Annotated in this window: 21 protein-coding genes and 1 riboswitch; of the genes, 14 read left to right on the top strand and 7 right to left on the bottom strand. The window is 39.2% G+C overall.

Annotated elements, in window-relative coordinates:
• Window positions 1-108 precede the first annotated feature (108 nt).
• The gene (locus I6J03_RS00595) at window positions 109-3,096 is read left to right on the top strand and encodes a synaptonemal complex protein 1 (protein WP_003007259.1); all 2,988 of its coding nucleotides are present in this window, start codon (window positions 109-111) and stop codon (window positions 3,094-3,096) included.
• Between the two features lie 21 nt (window positions 3,097-3,117).
• Here I6J03_RS00595 and I6J03_RS00600 read toward each other — a convergent pair whose 3' ends face one another.
• Window positions 3,118-3,648 carry a GtrA family protein gene (locus tag I6J03_RS00600; RefSeq protein ID WP_003007261.1) on the bottom strand — a complete coding sequence of 177 codons (531 nt, stop codon included), beginning with the start codon at window positions 3,646-3,648 and terminating at the stop codon, window positions 3,118-3,120.
• Between the two features lie 151 nt (window positions 3,649-3,799).
• Window positions 3,800-3,893, top strand: a riboswitch (TPP riboswitch).
• An 84-nt stretch (window positions 3,894-3,977) separates the two neighbouring features.
• Between I6J03_RS00600 and thiM the strand changes: the two genes are divergently transcribed.
• From thiM to tenA, 4 genes are read left to right on the top strand one after another with little or no spacing between them, the layout of a single operon-like run.
• A complete protein-coding gene (gene thiM, locus I6J03_RS00605; RefSeq protein WP_003007263.1) occupies window positions 3,978-4,763 on the top strand; it encodes a hydroxyethylthiazole kinase in 786 nt (261 codons plus the stop codon).
• On the top strand, window positions 4,763-5,401 hold the full coding sequence (gene thiE / locus I6J03_RS00610) for a thiamine phosphate synthase (protein ID WP_003007265.1): 639 nt from the start codon (window positions 4,763-4,765) through the stop codon (window positions 5,399-5,401). The genes thiM and thiE overlap by 1 nt, the downstream gene beginning before the upstream one ends.
• Window positions 5,398-6,234 (top strand): bifunctional hydroxymethylpyrimidine kinase/phosphomethylpyrimidine kinase, encoded by an 837-nt coding sequence (thiD, locus tag I6J03_RS00615; RefSeq protein ID WP_003007267.1) that lies wholly within the window; start codon window positions 5,398-5,400, stop codon window positions 6,232-6,234. The genes thiE and thiD overlap by 4 nt, the downstream gene beginning before the upstream one ends.
• Window positions 6,221-6,868 (top strand): thiaminase II, encoded by a 648-nt coding sequence (gene tenA, locus I6J03_RS00620; protein ID WP_003007270.1) that lies wholly within the window; start codon window positions 6,221-6,223, stop codon window positions 6,866-6,868. Before thiD ends, tenA begins: the two co-directional genes overlap by 14 nt.
• A 64-nt stretch (window positions 6,869-6,932) precedes the next feature.
• Here tenA and I6J03_RS00625 read toward each other — a convergent pair whose 3' ends face one another.
• Window positions 6,933-8,057, bottom strand: a complete 1,125-nt coding sequence (locus I6J03_RS00625) for a cytochrome-c peroxidase (protein WP_232279713.1) — start codon at window positions 8,055-8,057, stop codon at window positions 6,933-6,935.
• Between the two features lie 156 nt (window positions 8,058-8,213).
• Between I6J03_RS00625 and I6J03_RS00630 the strand changes: the two genes are divergently transcribed.
• Genes I6J03_RS00630 through I6J03_RS00640 form a run of 3 tightly spaced genes read left to right on the top strand, consistent with a single transcriptional unit; the run spans window position 8,214 to window position 13,940 of the window.
• A complete protein-coding gene (locus I6J03_RS00630) occupies window positions 8,214-11,000 on the top strand; it encodes a TonB-dependent receptor (protein WP_003007274.1) in 2,787 nt (928 codons plus the stop codon).
• Between the two features lie 17 nt (window positions 11,001-11,017).
• Complete coding sequence (locus I6J03_RS00635; protein ID WP_003007275.1) at window positions 11,018-12,331, top strand: DUF4876 domain-containing protein; 1,314 nt, start codon at window positions 11,018-11,020, stop codon at window positions 12,329-12,331.
• A gap of 52 nt (window positions 12,332-12,383) precedes the next feature.
• Window positions 12,384-13,940, top strand: coding sequence for a DUF6850 family outer membrane beta-barrel protein (locus tag I6J03_RS00640; RefSeq protein WP_003007277.1), 1,557 nt, complete (start codon window positions 12,384-12,386; stop codon window positions 13,938-13,940).
• Between the two features lie 67 nt (window positions 13,941-14,007).
• On the opposite strand, the gene I6J03_RS00645 is transcribed toward I6J03_RS00640, so the two are convergent.
• A complete protein-coding gene (locus I6J03_RS00645) occupies window positions 14,008-15,870 on the bottom strand; it encodes a M1 family metallopeptidase (RefSeq protein WP_003007279.1) in 1,863 nt (620 codons plus the stop codon).
• A gap of 727 nt (window positions 15,871-16,597) precedes the next feature.
• Between I6J03_RS00645 and I6J03_RS00650 the strand changes: the two genes are divergently transcribed.
• A complete protein-coding gene (locus tag I6J03_RS00650) occupies window positions 16,598-17,104 on the top strand; it encodes a transposase (protein ID WP_003013262.1) in 507 nt (168 codons plus the stop codon).
• Window positions 17,105-17,426: 322 nt separating this feature from the next.
• On the opposite strand, the gene I6J03_RS00655 is transcribed toward I6J03_RS00650, so the two are convergent.
• From I6J03_RS00655 to I6J03_RS00665, 3 genes are all read right to left on the bottom strand, one after another.
• Window positions 17,427-17,846 (bottom strand): SH3 domain-containing protein, encoded by a 420-nt coding sequence (locus tag I6J03_RS00655; RefSeq protein ID WP_002994233.1) that lies wholly within the window; start codon window positions 17,844-17,846, stop codon window positions 17,427-17,429.
• Between the two features lie 21 nt (window positions 17,847-17,867).
• Window positions 17,868-18,353 (bottom strand): BON domain-containing protein, encoded by a 486-nt coding sequence (locus tag I6J03_RS00660; RefSeq protein WP_002994232.1) that lies wholly within the window; start codon window positions 18,351-18,353, stop codon window positions 17,868-17,870.
• Between the two features lie 167 nt (window positions 18,354-18,520).
• The gene (locus I6J03_RS00665) at window positions 18,521-18,931 is read right to left on the bottom strand and encodes a hypothetical protein (protein WP_003007281.1); all 411 of its coding nucleotides are present in this window, start codon (window positions 18,929-18,931) and stop codon (window positions 18,521-18,523) included.
• Window positions 18,932-19,052: 121 nt separating this feature from the next.
• Between I6J03_RS00665 and I6J03_RS00670 the strand changes: the two genes are divergently transcribed.
• From I6J03_RS00670 to coaA, 5 genes are all read left to right on the top strand, one after another.
• Complete coding sequence (locus I6J03_RS00670) at window positions 19,053-20,108, top strand: patatin-like phospholipase family protein (RefSeq protein WP_003007283.1); 1,056 nt, start codon at window positions 19,053-19,055, stop codon at window positions 20,106-20,108.
• A gap of 31 nt (window positions 20,109-20,139) precedes the next feature.
• Complete coding sequence (locus I6J03_RS00675) at window positions 20,140-21,372, top strand: nucleoside recognition domain-containing protein (RefSeq protein WP_002994226.1); 1,233 nt, start codon at window positions 20,140-20,142, stop codon at window positions 21,370-21,372.
• A 14-nt stretch (window positions 21,373-21,386) separates the two neighbouring features.
• Window positions 21,387-21,764 carry a methylglyoxal synthase gene (locus I6J03_RS00680; protein ID WP_003007285.1) on the top strand — a complete coding sequence of 126 codons (378 nt, stop codon included), beginning with the start codon at window positions 21,387-21,389 and terminating at the stop codon, window positions 21,762-21,764.
• Between the two features lie 33 nt (window positions 21,765-21,797).
• Window positions 21,798-22,199 (top strand): OsmC family protein, encoded by a 402-nt coding sequence (locus I6J03_RS00685; protein ID WP_003007287.1) that lies wholly within the window; start codon window positions 21,798-21,800, stop codon window positions 22,197-22,199.
• A gap of 65 nt (window positions 22,200-22,264) precedes the next feature.
• Window positions 22,265-23,200 (top strand): type I pantothenate kinase, encoded by a 936-nt coding sequence (coaA, locus tag I6J03_RS00690; RefSeq protein ID WP_003007289.1) that lies wholly within the window; start codon window positions 22,265-22,267, stop codon window positions 23,198-23,200.
• On the opposite strand, the gene I6J03_RS00695 is transcribed toward coaA, so the two are convergent.
• Complete coding sequence (locus tag I6J03_RS00695; protein WP_003007290.1) at window positions 23,197-24,057, bottom strand: mechanosensitive ion channel family protein; 861 nt, start codon at window positions 24,055-24,057, stop codon at window positions 23,197-23,199. The two genes, coaA and I6J03_RS00695, sit on opposite strands and share 4 nt — an antisense overlap.
• Window positions 24,058-24,097: the final 40 nt, after the last annotated feature.

Consider the following 24,097-nt stretch of genomic DNA (forward strand, 5'->3'; position numbering starts at 1 on the left):
ACAAAAACAACCTTAACTTAGAAATACAATTATTAACGATGCTCTTTCTTCAACGGAGCGAAATTATTTAACTTAAATTCATTAGTTATGAACAGGTCCATTTGCTTAATGGTGCTCTTTTTCATTTTTTGTGCGTATACATTCGCCCAATCTTCCGGCACTGGTAAAGAGAGTAATTCAAACACATCAACCACATTTCCATCTGAAAAAGAATTACCATTATATAATTTATTCTATCTGAGTAAATTAATAGCCAATAGTAATTCTGATATAATAACAAAAGACCGTATTTATCAAGCCCTTACACAACAGATAGGAAAAGTCAAAACTGAAAGTTTATTTATTGACACACTTTATAAAAATAGTTCTAATTTTATACGGAACTATGAAAATGATAAAATTGAAATTTTAGAAGATCTCATCAAAACGAATAAGGAAAAGTCAACTAAAATAAAAAGTGATACTTTGATAAATAATTTAAGAGAGACAAAAAAAGAGATTGACAGTTTAAAAATAGCCCTATTTAATCTTAACAATAGTATTTCAAAATGGAACAGTTTAAAATCTGAATTAGATAGTATAAAAATAGATTCTACAAAAGTTGATAGTGTATATAAAGTAAAAAAGAAGCTAGTTCTTAAGCAGCTGGCAAGCAAAATAAATAGTCAGCAATTTTTAGAAACTACTACAGCTCATAACATTGACTTATACTCAAATGATTCGCTTAAACAATTTTTCAATTGTTTAAAAAATATTATTGAAAATGAACAATTAAGCATCGAAAAACCGGATCCTCTTCAAAAAGAAATAACAAAAAAAGATAGTCTCTATAAATCAGAACTCCGGGCAGCCACAAGAAAACTTATTAATGAATATACCCCTTCCTTAGAGTTAAAACAATATGTTGAATATTCAGCAGAAACAAAAAATAACCAGAATACTCAAATCTCCATTATAACAGCCTCGCAAAATGCACAACAAAGCCTGTCTTACAGTGGACTTAATATCCCCAGTCAATCACAGATGATCGAGGCTATGGCTATTTTTCTGGCAAAAAGAGCAAAACAGGAAGCCGCAATTTGGTTTATGGATCAATTGCGTGAACGAGTCAAAAATCCCCTTATTTATGACACGTTTCCCGAAACAATTGCTCTTCTGGATAATCTGGAAGAATACCATACCGCCAATTTTGGTAAATCATGGCGCTATGCAATCGCTAATGATTTTGTAAAAATGCCCAAAAATCTGGTTAACGGCAATTGGATAAAACAAACCTTACCGGCTGATAAACAAAAAGACCTGAAAATCGCTGTGGATTTTGGATATGATCTCAATAGTCTGATTATGGAACGCTATAACTACAGAGACATTATCCGGAATTTTTATCTCAATCCGGCATACGCAAAAAATAACGATACAGAGTTATCTAAATCTTTACGCAAATCTTTTGTCGTACTCTATATAGCAACAAACGAACTCTTCACCCTGCATACAGTAGACAACAAGCCTACCTATCGTCTGTTATCTTATGAAGAGTTAAAAACGCTGGATCGAAATCAATGGAATACATTTATAGAATTATTAGGATTAAAGTATGGTTCGGAGTTTTCTGATCTGTACAAAAACAACGACAATCAGGCAAAAGATTATCAGAATATTATCAAATGGATGAGTAACCTGTTGATATCGCTCAATCAGTTTGATAAGATCAACCAGGAGCAGCAGCAATTACTGAAATCGGATAAGTCTGATAATACAGGACAATCCCTTACCAGTATCTGGAAAGTATTGGATCAGGTCATCAAAGGCATAGATATTACACCTTACACCGGTGGAGTAAGCAATTCTCCAATGAGTAAACATCTAGAAAGTGTTCAGCATATACTTGGTATAATAGAAGATATCCAGCAGAAGAACTTTACAGCTGCTACGCAGAAGACTCTTAAACTTGCAGATCAATTTTATGGAAATAAATATGAATCAGCAGATTTAAATAAGATGTCTTTGAATATAAAAGACAATTTTCTGATCCTTAAATCCGGAGGCGAAAAGGAAATTTTCAAAACAAAATTTACCCTCCCCGGGATATCTCAACTAGCTATACAACAAACAAAAGATGCACTGGAGGTTAAATATTGGAAGACGAATAATTCCGATCCCATAACTCTTACCAAAAAAGAACTGGAACAAATAAAAAGAATAGCATTAATAACCGGGCATCTGAATGAAAAGGAAAAAAGAAAAGTATTAAAACAATCTCTTGAAACTTCTCTAAATGCACTACTTGTGGATGATAAGATTAAGTTTCTTATAAAAAGTGCTGTAGATGAAAAGAATCTCGCATTCTTTGAAATGATGAATCTTTATGATAAAATAGTTTTGCAATCAGACATAAAAGCTCTTCAGGAAAGTATAATTACATACAGTAAAAAACTATCTGTAGATGATATAAAAAATATTCAACGATTCATCTACAGCAATGATTCTTCTCAATTCGGAAGTACCTATCTCCATAAATATGGAGAACAGTTACTCAAACTCACCAGCTTCTTCGGCGATGTAATGGCGACTCAGGATGCCAATGCTTTAGCGCAGGTAATCGAATCGTATGCACTCCCTCCTACCTCCTATAAGCTAAAACAAAAAATGAAAACATCTGTAGATCTGAATGCATATGTGGGTGCTTTCGGAGGAAAACTGTTTACCCACAAATATGCTTCCCTAAGTAAGCAGTTTACAGGAGGTATCACAGCTCCAATAGGAATAACATATAAAAACAATGGCTTGTTTAAACATGTCAACCTCCATGCACAACTTCTTGATCTCGGTAATATTGTCAACCATTATTTAGTTACACCGGATTCAGCCTACAATAAGGAAGTTCATTTCACAGAGGTATTCAGTCCGGGATTAAATCTTTTATACAGCATCAAAAATACACCATTAGTCATTTTTGCAGGAGGAAAAGGAATTCCGCTAAAATCTTATTATGATGAGACACAGAACACAAAAATGAATACCCGTGTTATAGATGCATGGGTATTTAGCCTGGGCTTAAAACTGGATATTCCTTTGCTGAATCTTTACTCCAGATAAAAAAGATAGTAATGCCAAAACCTAATATTGTTGCTCAGCGATCAGCCTTTTCTTTCCTTTGAAAGAAAAGGTTTTTTGTAAGGTATAACTCACTACAGTTACGATCACGGTTGTCAGCATTGCTGAAGGAGTAGGATAAATATGGAACTCTTCAACAAACAATTTGATCAACCAGTAATTCAGCAAGATACAGAGTAATACTACCAGAAAATAACGAAAAAGGTGTATCCGTTTCCGTCTGTTGGCTTCCTGAAAAACAACGTACATATTCAGATAAAAGCCAATCGGAAAGCTAACGGCAAATGCGATAATAAAAGCAAAGATATGCGGGCTGACTGCAATATGATTATTGATGTGTACAATCTGTTTTTGCAGGATGAAGTTGTAGGAGATAAAGTAAATAAAAATATTCAATGCCGATACACTCCCTCCGCAAAAGCCATATTTAAAAGTTTTGGCCGGAATAAAACGAAAAAAAGACTGATGCAGCTTATCAAGTAACAGTATACTATTTTTCTTAAAAGTGGTATGGATACGTTTTATTAAATACATGGACAGACAAAGATACTTTTTGTAGCTAGAAAAAGTAAATTATTATGGTGAGGAATCAATCATCTGCCCTCCAATTACGATCCTGAGCAACACAAATTCAATGACAAAGATTGTTGCTTCTTGCTTTCCCTGCAGATATTTACTACCTTAGTACTGGCTTTAGGGGTATTCTGAAAAAGAATTGAGACAGTCCCTTTGAACCTGATCCGGCTTACACCGGCGTAGGGAAAAGCGCATAAGACAGATTATAGTCTTATCCTATCTGCTTCCGTTCGGAAATTTCCTCAAGCCATTTTTGTATTTATTCATCACATTGAAACAGAAGAAAAATGCTCTGGAAACACATTCTCGAAGTACGCAAACAAGCGCCACTCGTGCATAATATCACCAATTATGTTGTCATGAACAATTCAGCCAATGCTTTGCTGGCTATCGGTGCATCTCCTATTATGGCACATGCACACAGCGAAGTCAGGGATATGGTCAGTATCTGCCAATCTCTGGTCATCAATATCGGCACATTGGATGAATACAAAACGACTTCCATGAAACTGGCTATTGAAACCGCTATCGAACTGGAAAAACCCTGGATACTGGATCCTGTAGGTGCCGGAGCGACACCTTACCGCGATCAGATACTCGCTGAATTACTCCCTTACAGACCTTCCGTAATCCGTGCAAATGCCTCTGAGATCATGGCATTGGCCAAGACCAACACCTCCCCTACAAAAGGTGTAGATAGCAGTAATCAAAGTGACGAAGCGCTGGAAGCCGCCAGACAATTACAACAATCCTTTGGCAGCGTAGTCTGCATATCCGGAGAAACGGATATTATTGTCGGAGAAGAACGGACAATCCGTATCTCCAACGGCCATCCGCTGATGACTCGGGTTACCGGACTAGGTTGCAGTGCGACAGCAGTGATCGGAGCATTTATAGGTGTAATAGAAGATAAAGTTGAAGCAACAGCTGCAGCTACAGCCTTATTCAGTATTGCAGGAGAACTGGCGCAGCAGATCAGCACAGGACCCGGATCCCTGCAGGTCAATATACTGGATATACTTTATAATATCACGGAGCAACAGTTTAACGAAACATTAAAAGTTCAAAACTGATGTCGATACATCCCGGATTTCCGTATCCGCTTTACCTTGTTATCTCAGAAGCCGACTGTCAGGGTAAAGATATTCTTCATGTAGCTGAACAGGCCATACTCGGAGGTGTGGACATTATTCAGCTCCGGGAGAAGTATGCTTCAACTCCCGAATTTATAGAGAAAGCCTTACGGTTGAAAGAAATCACAGAAAAGCATCGGATTCCGCTTATCATCAATGACAATCTAAGAGTTGCTATCGAAGTAAATGCATTTGGTATACATGTCGGCAACAGCGATACTCCGCCTACAGTGATCCGGGATAAATGGCCCGACTGTAGCTGTCTGGGTTATTCTATTGAATACCTCGAGCAATTGGATAATCCTGAAACGGCTACGGCAGATTATCTGGGCATCAGTCCGATATTCGTCACCGACACCAAAACCGACACTGTGACTGAATGGGGACTGGAAGGCATACAACAGATCCGGCAACGCAGTGACAAACCACTGATTGCAATAGGCCATATGAATTTACAGAATATCGCTTCAGTCTTACAGGCTGGAGCAGATGCTATAGCTGTAGTATCTGCAATTTGCGCAGCGTCAGATCCGAAGCAGGCTGCATACGAACTTAAAAACAAGATTTTAATAGCATGAATACCACATACAACTATATCCCCGTACTCAGTATTGCCGGATTTGACGGAAGTGGCGGTGCCGGCATACAAGCCGATATGAAGACTTTTTCCGCACTCGGATGTTACGCTACCTCTGTCCTGACCGCACTTCCGGTACAAAATACACAGGGAGTACGCAGCATTTATCCAATCCCTGATGTGGCTGTACGTGAGCAGATACAAACTATCCTGGACGACATCTTTCCTAAAGCCATAAAAATAGGAATGGTTCACACCTCTGAACTGGTTCAGATTATAACAGATACCTTAGGTCTCTATCCTGCTACACCAGTAGTTTTTGATCCGGTCATGGTCGCTACAAGCGGACACAAGCTGATCGAGGAAAGCACTATCCTTACCCTTGTCGAACAGCTTTTCCCTATCACGACAGTCCTTACACCAAATATGGATGAGGCGGCTATATTAGCCGAAATGGAAGTAAAAACACTGGATGATATGTATATCGCCGGTGAAAAAATATTAAAACTTGGCTGTCAGTCGGTATTATTAAAAGGAGGACATTTACAAACCTCTATGCTGACCTCTCTCTTCTTCGATCAATCGGGATCAGTGCAAACATTCGAATTTGAAAAATTCGAAACTAACAATACGCACGGTTCGGGGTGCACCCTGTCTTCTGCTATCGCAAGTTATCTGGCCAGAGGAGAAAGTCTGGCTGATGCTGTCAGACTGGGACAGGACTATGTACATCAGGCCATCCTCAACGGGAAAGACGTACAGACCGGAAAAGGTAACGGCCCTCTCAATCATTTTTTCAACCCTCAAAAACTTATCAAACATGAACTGGTCTGAACAAGCCTGGAAAACAATCCAGCCGGTCTATACGAATATATTGCAGATGCCTTTTATCACTGAATTAAGGAATGGCACCCTAGCTGTTGAAAAGTTTCAGTTCTATATGGCACAGGATTCCGCTTATCTGGAACATTTCGGAAGAGCATTATCTCTTATCGGAGCACGAGCAGATCACATACAGGATGCACTGGCCTTTATGCGCTTCGGAGCCAATGCAATTATTGTTGAAAATGCCCTGCATGAGTCTTATTTTAAAGATTTTGGTGTTACGGAGCGCGGACAGATCCAGCCGGCATGTCATCACTACATTCACTTCTTGAAAAGTACCGCAGCATTGGATGCAGTCGAAGTAGGAATTGCCGCCTTACTTCCCTGTTTCTGGATTTACAAACAGGTAGGCGATTATATCTATACACATCAACGACAGGAAAATAATCCTTATCAGAAATGGATAGACACCTATGCAGGTGAAGAATTCGGAGAAGAGGTCCGAAAGGCAATCGTAATATGTGACAGGGTAGCAGCAACAGCAACCATGGACACACGTCTAAAAATGACGGAAGCCTTTGTGACGGCTTCCCGACTGGAATACGACTTTTGGGATGCTGCTTATCAACTGAGAAAATGGTAAGAGCGTATTTTTCTGATACGCTCTAAATATTTTTTTAAGAAAGTGATAAACAAATCCGGATTAGCTAATCTCTTGGCAACTTATCCGGTCTGCGCATCTTATAGTCCGTGGCTGTGATGGCATTGAGGAATGCAGCGACATCCTGTATCTCTTCTTTAGTCAGTTTTAAAGGCTTCATCAGCGGATCAGTCACCGGGTACATCGGATCTTTGGCCTTCTGCTCGGCAGTGGCACTATTCATCTGCATACCACTATTATACATATTCAGCAATCCTGTGATATCCCAAAATAATCCATTGTGCATCCAAGGGTTTGTACTCATTACATCCCGCAACGATGGTGTACGAAATTTACCCACATCCTCCGGATTATGTGTTACATGATAACGTCCCAGATCTTCATACTTCCGTTTGTAATAAGTCAAACCGATATTATGAAAATCCTCATCTGTAAAATACTGCCCGTTATGGCAATTCATACAACGCGCTTTGGTTCGGAAAAGATGAAGACCACTGATTTCCTGATCCGAAAGATACTTATATTCGCCATCTAAAAACCGGTCAAACCGGCTTCTCCGGCTGGATATGGTATTCTGAAACGCTGCCAGAGACTGAGTAATCATATTGAAAGTAATAACATCTGTTCCGAAAGCCTTTTGAAACAGTTCCCGATAAGCTTTATACTGCTGAAGTTTGGCCGGAAGCTGAGAAGCATCCATTGCCATTTCATTATATGCCTGAATCGGCCCCAGTACCTGCTCTTCTAACGTAGCGGCTCGTCCGTCCCAGAAAAAGGTTTTACGGGAATGTGCATTCAGAAGAGAAGGTGTATTGCGGTTGCCGCTCAAATGATCATGTCCTACAGGCACCTGTACTTTATCTGCCCATGAGGTTTGCGGATTGTGACAGGAACTACACGATATCTGATTAGAGCCGGACAATATGGGATCGAAAAAAAGATTTTTACCCAGTATCACTTCCGGGCGTTCCATCATAGCAAAATATCCGGTATCAAAGTTAGGCAGAGATTTGAATTCTTCCCATTTCACCCCCGAATCTATAACAGGTCTCGGCCATTCTCCAACCGGACGCTGATATAAGGACCGTAAAGAATCCACTCCTATTTGTTCGTGTTGTGAATCAAATCCTTTAAAAGAAAGCAACACTACAAAACCAATTATTAAGCTCAAGATAATACCAATCCTCATTTTTCGACGTTTCTGGGCACAAAATTAACTTTTTTATTTAGATTTAGTATAAATAATTTGCAACTAATCTGTTTCTTTGCGTACTTTTGCCGTCTATTTAGATTAATTTAAAATAGAGGTTAACCCAAACTTTTCTGTATGTTTCGTTTTCTGCCTATATATTTGTTCTTTGTACTTGAGGTCATCTCCGTTATAGGAACGCCAAATAAATTGTACGCACAACAAAAGACAATAAAAGGTACACTAACTGACGAACAATCCAAACCACTCGCTTTTGCCAATATACAGATTTTAGAAATTGGACTGGATACACGTTCTGATGAGAAAGGATCATACAGTATTCAGTTAAACGGAGCAATCCCTTCCAGTTATACCATCCGGTTTTCATTCTTAGGAAAGAAGACCATTGAACGGGAGTACAACTTCAATAACATAAGTACAATTCCCCCAGTTACTCTATATAACAATAGTCTGGCTTTAGAGGAAGTATCTGTGCAGGCTACTAAAGGATCTCAGAGTAATTCCTCTCTCCTCATTGACAGAGATATGATTGAGCGGTATCCATCGTTGAGTCTGAACGATCTGCTCAACTTATTACCCAACAGGAAAGTCTCTGCCCCATCTGTACAGGAGATGCAGAACATAACTTTGAGAGGAGCATTTGAAGAAACCTCGGGTCGATTTAGAAATGTGCACGGGATGAGCAATGCTTTCGGTGTCGCCATTATTATGGATGATATTGCGATGAGTAACAATGCAAATATGCAAAGCAGAAATCCAGGTATTTTTGGATTGAGCGGTTCTAACCTGGCGGTATCACAATCCGAATACAACCTGACCGGAAATCGCGCTGCTACGGCAACCAGCTACAGCGGAGAGAGCAGTTTTGGAGGAATAGATTTAAGACAAATACCGACAGAGAATATCGAACGTATAGAAGTTATCTCCGGTGTTGCTCCGGTACGCTATGGAGATATATCTGATGGGGCAATTATTATTGAGAGACAAGCCGGTAAAACTCCAGCGTTTGTTCGTCTTCAAAGCAGAAATAATGCGACCTCATATGGTTTTTCCAAAGGATTCAGTCTGAGTCCTGCTTTAGGTGATCTAAATGTGGATATGGGATATGTCAATTCCTTTGCAGACAACCGCGATAAGATCAAACAGTATCGCAGAATTAACGGTACTGTAATCTGGACGACCAGATTCGGGAATAAAAAACAATGGAAACATACTCTGCAGGGCACGTACAACAAAGTGCTGGATGGAGTAGCCAAAGATGAAGATGATACGCAATCTACTATAGTAAAATATGGCAACTGGAACTTTAATGCATCAAGCAGAACCAGTTATCAGATTAATAACAGTTTTTTCAAACGTTTTGGATTAAATTTAGGCGTTAGCACAGCTCATCAGCAATCTTATAAAGAGTATTATTACAATGACGCTTTTGTACTTTATACAGACGCGTTACAAACTGGAATCGTAGAAGGAAATTATGACAAAGGTCAATATACTGCTGTTGACCATGTGGATGGAAGGCCCTTAAATCTAACCGGTAGATTAGAAACCAATGCGGTTTGGAAGATTGGGAACTTAACACACAACATCAATTTTGGTGTCAATGCGGATTATTCTATAAATAATGGAAAAGGAAGACTGGCTGACCCCAGCAGACCCAATAAAGGCTTAAGCCTTAATACAGAAAGGTATTACGACTTCTCTCTCCTTACGCCTGTAAAGAATTTAGGACTATATCTTGAAGATCAGTTCAAAGCATCCGTTTTTGGCAATCCGCTTGCTGTATCAGCCGGAGTAAGATGGGATACACAAAATGGTCATCAATCCTTTTCACCCCGCACAAATATCAGTTACAGACCCAGCAAAGATCTACAGCTTGGCCTTGCTTATGGATTATCTTTTAAAGCTCCAAGTCTCGCCCATCTCTACCCTGGACCGGTATTTACCGAATACCTGTTATTGAATGCATACAACGGAAAACAAGCTGAAAGTACATCGAGAATCTATGTCCACCGGTATGATCCGCCAAGTGAACAATTAAAAGCTCAGTATTCGCAAACATTAGAAGGGTCAGCAATGTGGAATAAATACAACCACTCCGTTCGTGTAAATGCCTTTTTGAAACAAAACAGAAATGGAATAAATACCATATCTAACCGTGAAAGATTAATGTTACCGGTCTATGAAGCAACTCCTGTCACAGGAAGCAAGCCATTAGTGGAAGTAGTTGGAGAGAAAGTCTATATGCTTAATAAAAGAACACTTCAAAACTCACTAAGCACAGATAATTACGGGTTTGAAGTATTATACAGTTCTCCAAAGATTGAAGCACTCTACACATCTGTAAATATTGCAGGAGGTCTGACTAAAGCGACCTCAAAAAGTAATTCAAAATATGAAGAGAGTTTCAATAGTTCAGGTTCTGATCCAAAGGATGTAACGCTCGGAATTTTTGATCCGCTTAAAAATAACAGCTACCTCAGCAACGCTCGTATCGGTACAACAACACATTTTCCAAAATTACGCCTTATTGTACAAATAATGGCTGATTTTCAACTCCTTAATTATTCTTCACTTACAGATATCCAATACTATCCGATCGCATACTACACCAGAGATCTGACCTACTATGAGGTGACAAAATATGATCCTCAAAACCCTGCACATCTGTATTTGTATGAACAAAGACTGAAAAAAATGAAAGATTACAATAGTGAAAACGATGGTATCTTCTGCAATTTCAATCTTAGTATGGCTAAAGAAATCAATAAAAACTTACGTCTGTCTTTTAATGTATACAACTTCTTAGATTATCAGCCCAGATATTATATAGTTCAAAACACTACCGTGAAAACACCTAATTCTTCACCTAATTATGGCGCACAGATTACCTATAAATTTTAACACTATATTTTATTAACATGAAAAAAATACTTTACCTTTTCATCCTACTACTCCCGTTTGCGGCATGTAAAAAGGAAACTCCGGATGTTGCAACAATAGATGTTGATTTAAAGATCAATTATTCCAATACTGATTTTCAAAAAACCTTTCCTTTGAAAAATATTCAGATAACATTAAGAAATCTGTCTACAAATGTTGTCACAAAATATGTTGCAAACGGAAGTACTTTTCAGATTGCCGGATTAGCACCGGGATCATATGACATAGATGCATCTGTAACTATTCCCAGACAAGAGTACACTACCCTTGCCGGAGAAGATCCCGGAACAGACATTACATTTAATGCATCCAATAAAAGAGTATCTCTGATAAACACTACATCACTTGAATTTAATTTGATTGCTGGTCAGACAGGCTCATTTGTACTCAAACAAATCTATTATGCAGGATCAGATAACAAGGAAGGTGCGCTGTACAGAGATCAGTTTATAGAAATATACAACAATACAGATCAGGTTCTTTATGCTGACAGTCTTTATTTTGGTCGTTTGTATGGAAGACAGAGTACCAGAGCAGCTACGACTCATATACAGGCCAATGGTCAGCATGACTGGAGCAAATCTCTTAACATGACTGTAGGAAATGCTGCTAATACAGATTATGTATATGGTCGTGATTTATTTATGGTTCCGGGAACAGGGAAAAGTTATCCGGTACAACCCGGTCAAAGCATTATTATTGCGCAAAACGCTCTGAACCATAAAATTCCTTTTATAGGAGCAGATGGTAAAGAAGTTCCGATTAAAAAACCTGAATTAACAGTTGACCTGAGCGGTGCAAATTTTGAAGTATATTATGGTAAACTTCCGGGTGTAAATCCTTTACCATCCGATATTGACAACCCTTCTGTGCCTAATGTTGATATTATTGATTATGAAGCGCGTGACTGGATCCTGGACAGTCCGGGAAGAGATTCTTATTTTATATTTAAAGGACAGACACGCCAGGCGGTAGAAGCGCTGAAAAGCTACTATGAACCCACTTTAGTCGCTCCGTCAGCAAGTGCAAAAACATACAGACAGATCCCGTCAGCATGGTTAATGGATGCAGTAGAAGTTCAACCCAATCTACCGGATAGCCGTATACCTAAAAAATTACTTCCTGCATTTGATTCAGGATATACATTCGCAACAGATGGTTCTTATTCTTCACAATCTGTTATGCGCAAAACAGCGACTACTGTTTCTGGCAGAAGAGTATTGAAAGATACAAATAACTCAACTGAAGATTTTACAGTAATAAAAGCAAACCCAAGAGGATTTGCAGACTAATAACTGAGCGTGTCTTTTTACAAAGACACGCTTTCTATTCTTTTCTATTCAAATGAAAGCATACATAAAGTATTTCTATTTAGGCCTGATAGTTTTTCTTCCCTCTCACAGAATTGTGGCTCAGGAAAATACTGCTTTTGACAGTATATCCAACATTAGCTACTCAACACATTCGGTATATATGAGAAGTTATCAGATGGCCACCAAAAACAGTGTATGGATGTCAAAAGAAGTAAAGAATAACTTTAATCAGATCCTGATTGCCGGCAATTATAATACCGGGGATTTTATTGCTTCACAGGATGCAACCAAGCTCAGAAAACTGCAAGTACAAACTGAAGGAAAAACAGAATGGAGAGGAACTCAGCTTTGGGGTAAATTTGCCTATTCCAAACAAATGGAAGACAGCACAAGATTAAGACATCAGACAAGGTGGAATGAGGACGCTCCTGTTTATTACGGCTCTTTAAAAAACAATTATTATGAGCGGGATACCTACAAGTTAGATGCAGGAATTCAGCACAATTTTTTCAACAACCGTGTTCCTGTGACATTAGATCTCGATTACCGGGTAGGAAATAATTTTTCAAACAATGATCCCAGAGGAGATGTCAAAGATCACAATTTCAACACCGCACTATCGGTAGGTTATCAAACTGAAAAATGGATCTACCACTTAAGAGGCTTGTACGGATATGGAAGAGAACGTGTAAATGTTGCATTTAAAAATAGTAAATACACTGAAAATACAGCAGATCCGCTATACGTAAATTGGTTTATGAATGGATATGGAAATGCTATTGAACGTATTAAAGAGATCAATTACAATAATGACCTAAAAAGACATGGTATCAGTGTCCATATACGTCATCAGTTAAACAAAGAGCAGCGTCTTTATGTTAATCTTGCAACCATTCAGGAAGAACAGTTTTTTAAACAATACAATATTTCAGTATTAACCTATATCCCAATGAATAAATATAAAAGGGATAGTTATACTGCTTCTGCATTGTGGATATTAGAAAAAGACCTGAATCATCAGACAGCTGTCGGATTAGAAGGAGGAATTATAGACGGGCGGGATTTTAACTATGATCTGATGAAGAATAATTATCTGTATCGTCAGGAATACGTAAAAGCAGATGTTACACAAGTATGGAGAAACTATCAGTTCAATGGAATAATAGGTTATCAGTCTGAAGATAAAAAAGAAGGATTAACAGGAAACCACATCTCAATCTCCACAATGACTGCAGGATTGGGAGCTAAAAGAACATTTAGCTTAACGAAACCAACAGATTTAATTGGATCTCTGCGTATAAGACATAAGCTACCGATAACGCAGGAATTACTTCTACCTGTCACCAATTCAGGTGTATTTGCAAAAACTTTAATATACCATGACTATCTGTATAATGCCTCCTCTTCAACTGAAGTTGGCACTTCATGGGGTGTTAATATTAACAAAATTAAACGTACAGCGTGGCGCTTCTCTTTTGACATTGACTACGAGATGAGAAATAAGCTACCTTCCTATTCCTTTGATCCTCTTTCTGTACCCGGAAATAACAGAACAAGGTTAGGTGCACAAATTGCTTATTTATTCTGATAATGTTTAACAAAAAAAAGACCTGCAGTTTGCTTGCAGATCCTTTTTCACTTTAGAAAAATCTCCGTTAAAGTGCTTTTACATTATCATTAGGCGTATAATCCATAAAAATACCGCCATCCAACTCTACTTTTTTCAAGGATTGTTTGGCAGGAATACGCAAAGTTGTTTGTTTTGAATTTTTCTCCCATACCTGAGGAGTGTAATGTATTGTAGCAGATTTTCCATCCGCAAAAGTGACATGCATATCAAACGGAATTGCAAAACCTCCGATATTGTCTACTACCACCTCTATAATACCAGGTACAGACTTGACAGTGTTTATTTTCAGATCAATATAATTATTGCTGAAGAACCAGTTCTGCCAAAACCAGTTCAGGTTTTTCCCTGACCCGGTATTCATTGAATAGAAGTAATCCCAGGGAATCGGATGCTTACCGTTCCAGTTATTCATATAATGGTGTAATGCTTTTTTAAATAAGGCATCCCCCAGATAATCTTTAAGAGCAAGATAAGAAAGCGCCGATTTGATATAAGAGTTATTGCCGTATCCCGCACCGCTAAGCTGTGAGCTCATGGAGATCAAAGGCTGATCCTGCTCAGCAGAAGGATCCGAGATCCAGCCTTTTACTCTGAAATCCTGAAACATCTTCTTAGTAGTAGCTTCACCGTTCTCATCAAGTCCGATCAGGTATTCAAAAGCTGTAGCCCAACCCTCATCCATAAATGCGTAACGGGCTTCATTTGTACCCATATAAAATGGAAAGTATGTATGTGCAATCTCATGGTCCACTGTCTGGCGTGCATCCAGCAGATTATCCGGTACACTCGAATCATTGATCATCATCGGGTATTCCATATCCGCAAACCCTTGTACAGCAGTCATCGTTGTGTATGGGTACTCTACTCCCGGCCAGTGCCTGGAAAACCAGTCAATACAATATTGTTCCCACCCTACATATTGCTCAAAATCCTTTGTGCCTGATTTATACGCAGCCTGTACACTGACCCGCTTAGAAGGCAGCTGAACACTTGCAGCATCCCATACATAGTGGTTGCTCATTGCAAAACAAAAATCCGTAACCTTATCAGCCTTAAATTTCCATACGTTCCATTCTTTTGGCTGAGTTACATTTCCCGATTTCATTTCCTGTTCATTCGCAATATGCATACGTGTATCACTGCTTAATGACTGTTTGAATCGCTTCAAAAATTCAGGCATCAGTACCTCTTCCGGGTTCAGAAATGTACCGGTAGCCCATACCACATAATTTTTAGGGGCAGCAATGGTAAACGTATAATCATTAAAGTCATTATAGAACTCCTGTCTTCCGTTGTGTGCCAGCATATCCCATCCGTTATAATCGTCATACACTGCAATTCTTGGATATGAATAAGCCACATAAAATGTCTCCGGATCAACCTGTCCTTCCCTGTCACTCTGTACAGATAAAGGATATTCCCATGAAATCGTAAACGTCGCTTTTCCCTTAGGCAAGATGGCATCTTCGAAGGCTCCTAAGGTTGCAGTTCCCCAATCCTGAGCATTTACCTCATATTGATTGCCATTCATGGCAAAAGAATGAATTTTTAATCCCGAAGTCAGAAAATCAGTTTCAGCATAAGCAGCTCGTGGCGAATTAGGTTTGTGTACATTATTATCAAAGCGAATCGCCACTTGTCTCAATGTATCCGGGCTGTTATTGGTATATACGATAGTCTCCGTACCACTGACAATCTTTGTATTTGCATCCACTTTCACCTGCACATCATATACTCCTTTATTTTGCCAGTAGGCAGGTCCGGGAGCTCCGGACAGACTCCGCGTTCCACGTTCATAAGCCAGTTTAATATTTCGGGGAATATATAATTCCTGCGCAAATGCCGACAAAGCCAGCATAAAGCATAAAACACTCAGTAATTTCTTCATATAATCACGATTGAATAATCAAAAATAACTAAAGTTAACAGATTTGGAATGTCTATTTAACATTTAAGTAAAAGGTTTTAAAGACAGAACTGATCTGATTTTGCTGGTGAGGACACCAGCAAACGCAGACTTATATATCGAAAACCGTAGCATAGACTCCTTCTCAAGTCAGTTGGCGTCCCCGCTAATTCTTAGCCACTGCACATAGATAACAACTTCATTGCTGGTGAGGAAGCCAGCAAACGCGGCAGCTCAACTATCATAAGCCGTAGCATAAACTCTCCCTCGCGTCAGTTGGCGTCCCCGCTAACTCTTAGCCACTGCACATAGATAACAACTTCATTGCTGGTGAGGACACCAGCAAACGCAGCAGCTCAACTATCATAAGCCGTAGCATAAACTTCCTCTTAAGTCAGTTGGCGTCCCCGCCAACTCATAGCCACTGCACATAGATAACAACTTCATTGCTGGTGAGGACACCAGCAATCGCTACGGCTTACCTATCATAAGTCATAGCATAAACTTCCTCTTAAGTCAGTTGGCGTCCCCGCCAACTCATAGCCACTGCACATAGATAACAACTTCATTGCTGGTGAGGACACCAGCAAACGCAGCAGCTCAACTATCATAAGCCGTAGCATAAACTCTCCCTCGCGTCGGTTGGCGTCCCCGCCAACTGTCTATTTATAACATTATGAAAACAAAATAATAAATCTTAAATTCAGAAATGGTAAAAAGCTATCATATCGAATTTTTCACTGCAACTATTTTTAAATGGCAAAATTTATTAATTGATAAACATAAATCAATTATTATAGAGAGCTTAAGATGGTTGGTGAAAAATAAAAGATGTAAGATATATGGCTTTGTTATTATGCCAAATCACATTCATTTATTATGGAAAATAGAAGATGATGTGGAAAGGAATTCCGTACAAGGTGCTTTGTTAAATTATACTGCTCATGAATTTAAAAAGCAATTGAATAATCAGGAACTGTCAGCGTATAAAGTCAATGCTAAGGATCGTTTATTTCAGTTTTGGCAAAAAAATCATATGGTCAAGGAGTGTTGGAGTGAACCATTCATCGAAGAAAAGTTGATATACATGCACAATAATCCTATTCAAAAACATTGGAAATTATGCGATTCACCTGAAAACTATTATTGGTCATCTTCGTCATTCTATGAATCTCAAGAAAGCCCATTTGATTTTTTAACGCATTACAAAGAATAAGTAACATTCTATTTTGCTGGTGAAGACACCAGCAAACGAAGACTTATATATCGAAAACCGGAGCATAGACTCCCTCTCAAGTCAGTTGGCGTCCCCGCTAACTCTTAGCCACTGCACATAGATAACAACTTCATTGCTGGTGAGGACACCAGCAAACGCGGCAGCTCAACTATCATAAGCCGGAGCATAGACTCCCTCTCAAGTCAGTTGGCGTCCCCGCCAACTGCTATAACTCAGTTTAAAAACTACACTTTCATAAGTACCGGGCTTATACTAAAAAAGCCGGATCAATGATCCGGCTTTTTATATGCTATGTAGAAAATTACACAGACTCCAGATACTGCGCATAGCAATATCCTTCTTCATTATCTTTTGTGCGCACCAGCCACCACTGATCGTTTGCCTTGCTGATCAGCGTGATGATTTCTCCCTTTGCAGCTTTACCTACAATAGGCTGATCCGTACCGGGCCCTTTACGAATATTCAGATTACTGTTTTCAGTAATTACACGTACTTCGCTTCCAGGTACTTCTGTAGCTACATCTACATTCATCACGACATCTCCTGTCAGAAAATTAGGATCAATCTGTCCGTAAATATCCCAAAGTTTATTTTTCACTTCCGCTGTCGGAGCTGTTCCTGCTATACGAAGTACACCGTCCTGTTCAGCAAATTGCAAATCATTTATTCCTGATGCCTGAGCAGTATCTAATAATGCTCTGTATTTATCTTGTAATGCCATGTTAATGCTTCTTTAAAATAATTATTTAACCGATAATCCCGAAAGATCTACTTTTTTAGGATTCAGATTATCCAACGCTTGTTTCAATGTTTTGATACGCGCCTGTTCGATTGTTCCTGTCACCTGAATGACCCCATCTTTCACATTTGCCGATAAAGCAGGAAAGTCCTTCATGACATCTGCAACATTCTTGACTAATGTATCGTCTACAGGAGTAGGCAATACCGGAGCAGCCTCTACAACAATGTTATTGACGACAGATTTAACACCTTTTTCTGCAGATTTTGCAGCAGTCTCCAGACTGATTTTCTCTTGTTCAGTAGCCACTGTACCGGACAGTGTGACAACACCATCTTTCACATCCACCAGTACATCCGGATTACCGCTTACAGCAGTTTCAACCTTCGTTTTCAGATCCGCATCCGAGATCTTGGATTTACACGAAATCATACTCATAGTCAGAAGTCCTGCCATGAATAAAACGGGAATAAATCTTTTTACATTCATAATTTTTTAATTTAACAGTTTTCTTATATTCAACCTTTACATCTTATACAGGTTCATACCCCAAAAGACTATGATACTAACAACTATAATTTCAATTTGTTTGTAAGGAATATAAGATCTTAATATATTCCTTTAATTGTCTGACGAATACCATTAAATTCAAAATCCTAACCTTTTCCCTTACCAATCAATTGTTTACCTATTGGTGATTGGGCCGAGACAACAGCATATTTATCCCCATCGATGACAAGTTGCCCAAGACTGGTTGCCACAAAATATGTAAATCTGTCTGTCACGACCAGCGCACCCAATTTACCAACTTCAGCCCCTTCCGGTTCGATCTTATTGATAATATCCAGTTCGCGTATTACTTCCGCACGTTGCTGCTGCAATCTGTTAATATCCTGCTGAATCATCTCACGCGAAGTTTCATACTTATCCCCTGCACTACTCTTCGTATCATCATTAGCTGATTCCTGAGCCTGCACCAGCGCTGTATCAATTTCCAGCAGTCGTCTGTCAGTAGCCTGTTTGATATGCTTAACAAGATTTTCCTTTAATTGTAGCGGATCTTTCATACCCGAAACTAAGATATTTTTCCGAAATACAAAGAATACTTTTATAGCACATACTTTGTGACTCAGGAATTACTTTTTTTTCAATAAAATTGAATATTTTCACTTTGACAATCCAAATATAATGAAAAGAATACTTTCCATAGATGGCGGTGGAATCCGTGGTATTATACCCGGTCTTCTGCTGGTCAATCTTGAAGATAAACTTAAAATAGCCACCAATGATCCGAATATCCATATCTCGGATTTTTTTGATTTTTTTGCCGGGACCAGTACAGGAGGTATTCTCACAGCATTGTTATTATGTCCCAGTGAAGACAATCCCAATCGTCCCCGTTTCACCACCCGTGAGGCGCTCAACATTTATCTGGATCATGGACCACAGATTTTCTCCACCACACGCTGGAGAAGATTTTTAAGTAAATTCGGTGTCCTGAGTGAACTCTATGATGCAAAGATATTCGAAAGTGTACTCATGGATTATTTCGGAGATACCAAACTGAGCCAGCTCATCAAACCCTGTATTATCACAGCTTATAATATTGAGTTGCGGAAAAATCATTTCTTCAGACAACAAAAAGCAATCAGCCACGGTGAGTCACGTGATTTTTATCTTCGGGATGTATGCCGGGCTACTGCCGCAGCACCCACCTACTTTTCGGTTGCTGAAATATTTTCGTTAGCTAATATTCGTTATCCGCTTCTGGATGGTGGAGTATTTGCTCAAAACCCTTCAATTTCAGCCTTACTTGAAGTATTAAAAAACTTCAATACGTTCAAGATAACAGACATATCTATTCTGTCATTGGGTACAGGAGCAGCCCGGAATGCTTACAATTATGAAGATTTCAAGAAAAAATGGGCTATTTCCATCGGACCTGCTCTTGTCGATATCATGACAAGCAGCTCATCAGAGAGCACAGATTATTTCCTTCGACAGCTTTTCAGGTCTGTAAAGCGTACCCAAAACTACATTAGGATAGAACCAAATAACTTATTGTCGGTAGAATCTTCACTGGACGCAGCAACCAAAAGTAATATTCAGAAATTAGAGTCACTTGCTGACCGTATGATAAGTGAGAATGAAGCTCTCATAGACAACATCGTAGTTGATCTTATTGCCGACCGAAAATCCAGAAATCGCAAATCTGCCTGGAACTTTTTGAAGAATAAGGACTAAAACACTACTTTTACGCTATCAAATAAACAATATGGCCTTAAACTACGTATGGATAGCCTTCTTTATCATTGCATTTATTGTTGCGCTATGCAGATTACTCTTCCTCGGTGATACCGAAATATTCTCTCAGGTTATCAATGGCATGTTTGACAGTGCCAAGACAGGAGCCGAAATTTCACTCGGACTTGTAGGTATGATGACGTTCTGGCTGGGGATTATGAAAGTAGGCGAAAAGGCCGGTATGATAAGCTTATTTGCAAAAGGCGTAAATCCCTTCTTTAGCAAACTATTTCCGGGAGTACCCAAAAATCATCCCGCAAACGGTTCTATCATTATGAATTTCTCCGCCAATATGCTGGGACTGGACAATGCGGCCACTCCTGTAGGACTGAAAGCGATGAAAGAACTGCAGGAACTTAATCCACAGAAAGACACAGCGACCAATGCACAGATTATGTTTCTGGTGCTTAATACAGCCGGAATCGCGTTGATACCGACTTCTGTTATAGCATTGCGCCTTGCCAACGGAGCAGCCAATCCGGCTGATATCTTTATTCCTTCGTTAATAGGTACCTTTATTTCTTTTATTGCAGGGATGATCTCCGTTGCTTTCTTTCAGAAGATCAATCTCTTTAAACTACCTATACTGATTTTTCTGGGTATTTTTGCCGGTCTCATGACCGCTCTGTATTTTGGTCTAAATGGCCTTCCGCCAGAGCAAATTGAGAAGATCACAGGCCTTATCGGAGGCTTACTCATCTTTTCTATTATTGTCCTGTTCATCGCTTATGGAGCAGCAAAAAAGATAAATGTATATGATGCCTTTATAGACGGTGCAAAAGAAGGCTTTCAGACTTCCGTAATGATTATTCCATTTCTGATTGCTATACTCGTAGCTATATCCGCATTCCGTACGACAGGCTGTATGGATTATATTGTCAATGGTATTGGTTCTGCTTTTGCAGCCATGGGCTTTGACACCCGGTTTGTTCCCGCTTTACCAGTAGGTTTGATGAAAACGCTGAGTGGTGGCGGAGCCAGAGGACTCATGGTCGATGTCATGACAACATATGGTGCAGACTCATTTCAGGGAAGATTAGCAAGCGTAATACAAGGTTCTTCAGAGACCACATTTTATGTACTGGCGGTCTATTTTGGATCTGTAGGTATTAAAAATACGCGTCACGCCCTTACCTGCGGCCTGATTGCCGATGCCGTAGGATTGATAGCTGCCATTATAATAGCATATATTTTCTTTGGTTAACTTTAAAAATATAGATGAAAAAAACAATAGCTCTGATTGCTCACGACGGGAAAAAAGCCGAAATGGTAGCCTTTGTCAAAGACCATATTGAGTCCCTGAGACACGCACATCTTGTCGCAACAGGCACTACAGGCTCCTATGTACAACAGACCGGATTACCGGTAGAACTCAAATTAAGCGGCCCTAAAGGAGGTGATGCACAGATTGCAGCAATGGCGGCAGAAGGCCTGGTCAACGGTATTATATTTTTCAGAGATCCGCTGGGTAAACATCCCCATGAACCGGATATACAAATGCTGATGCGTATATGCGACCTCTACAATGTACCTTTAGCTACCAATCCGGCCACTGGTGCACTTATTATTGAAGGATTATTGGAAGATATAGACTAATACGAGTACAGATACAGACGTTACATTGACCCTATGAGCAGAGAAATTATCGTTACAATAGAACAGGAAAAATACAAGACAACAATTACAGATAATGTAAATACGATCATTGTAGATGAGCCGGCAGAAGTTGGCGGGCAGGATAAAGGGTTAGCACCTACACAACTTTTACTGTCATCCTTAGGTTCCTGTAAAGCTATTACAGTCCGGATGTATGCAGATCAGAAAAAATGGGAGCTGGATAAAGTAATCATCCGACTTTCTTCAGAAGTGAAGAGAAGTGTGCAGCAGCAAACCACCTATATCAAGTGCCATATTTCATTTGAAGGCAATCTCGATGACGATCAGAAAAAAAGATTAGCAATTATTGCAGACAGGTGTCCTGTACACAAAATATTATCCAATCCGATTGTGATCGACTCCAATATGCTTTAATTATTTTACATTAATATTTTAAAGAACATTTTATATTTGCACCTCACAAGTATCGATATATACTGATGTCAAATCCAAATTCAGTCAATAGTCCTTTTCAAAAGCTCTCCCGTGAAGAATGGAAACAGCTTAACGGCCACTTTTCACACAGTATCTCAGATAGCGATATTCAACATTTACGCGCGCTGAATGAGCCATTGACAATGGAAGAAATTGAGGAAGTATATTTCCCCTTAGCACATCTGCTGGATATACACATTCAACATTCCAAAATATTACATCACGATACCAACAGTTTTTTTCAGGCTAACAATAAAAAATTACCCTTTATTATCGGTATAGCAGGATCAGTCGCAGTAGGTAAGAGCACCACAGCCCGTGTATTGCAAAAAGTGCTTTCGCTGCTGCCGGGTAAACCTAAAGTAGATCTGGTAACAACAGACGGATTTCTTTATCCAAACAGGATACTACAGGAAAGAGGGATTATGAACAGAAAAGGATTTCCGGAAAGTTATGATACCAAAGGTTTGCTGACATTTCTTTCGGATATGAAATCCGGAGAATCCAATATAAAAGTTCCGGTATACTCCCATCTTGCCTATGATGTTCTTGCCGAAAAGATTGTCATCGACGGACCCGACATCCTGATTGTAGAAGGAATCAACGTTTTACAGGTCAATTCACAGCGTACAGGAGTCTTTGTCTCCGACTTTTTTGATTACTCCATATACGTAGATGCCAAGGAAAAAGATATTATGGAATGGTATATAGATCGGTTTGAATCGCTAAGAGCCACTGCCTTTCAGGATCCCAAATCATTTTTTCACAGATATGCCAGCATGGATCAGGAGGAAAGCACCAAAATGGCCACTGATATCTGGAATGAAATCAACAGACCCAATCTGATAGAAAATATCCTCCCTACGCGCAACCGCGCAGATCTGATCCTTGAAAAAGGAAATCACCACTTCGTCAGAAAAGTAAAAATCAGAAAAATTTAATGCTCCCTTTGCTGTTTTAAGATAAGCGTCAATACTTCATTTTCCAGTTGCCGGTGCAGTTTATTAGTGCTGTTCAAGGCATTGAATTCAATTTTATATTGCACATAGTCTTTGCCGATATTGACGACTTTGAGCGCCACATCATCTGTCCAGTGTACATCCGGATGATGTATAAGCAATTTTTTCAACTTCTCTTCCAGTTCCTCCATATTTGCAGCAGCATATAAGGGAAGTTCAAATTTGACAGACAACTTATTCGACTGGTTGACAGACTTGTTAACGATTTTCTCTGTAAAAGCAGCATTATTCGGAATCAGCACAATATCATCTTCATCATTCTTCACCACAATATTAGCAAGCGTAATATCCACGATCTTGCCATGATACTCCCCCACCTTAATGCGATCTCCGATCGAAAACTGATCAGAAAACATGAGAATAAGACCACTGATCATATTGGTAATATACTCTCTGAATGTGACAGCGATAGCCATCGCAACGATAGTCATACTTGTCACAAATCCTACAGGATTGATACCAAAAGCAAGCATCAGTGCAATAATTGCAAATATTGAATTCAACACAGCAGTCACTCTGTTGATACCCAGTACAAAATTACCACGTACACTCTGACGTTCGGTTCTGCGCGTATATAAGGCGATCATCACAAAGCGGCCTACTGAAAATAAAACACTTGCGGTCAGAAAAGTATTCAATGCATATGCAATCTGAGAAAGATAGGCACTCCTGTTGTATACATCCTGAAGAAGAGGAAAAGATAAGATCAATGCCAGCCATACGACAACTTTTACAATAAAAACAATAGGCCATTTACCTTTTTTAGAATAATCCTGCATAGTTTATGTTTGCTTCAGCCGCTAAACTAATCAATTTTGC

Origin of the sequence: Sphingobacterium spiritivorum (assembly GCF_016724845.1) — a bacterium.
Lineage (GTDB): Bacteria > Bacteroidota > Bacteroidia > Sphingobacteriales > Sphingobacteriaceae > Sphingobacterium > Sphingobacterium spiritivorum_A.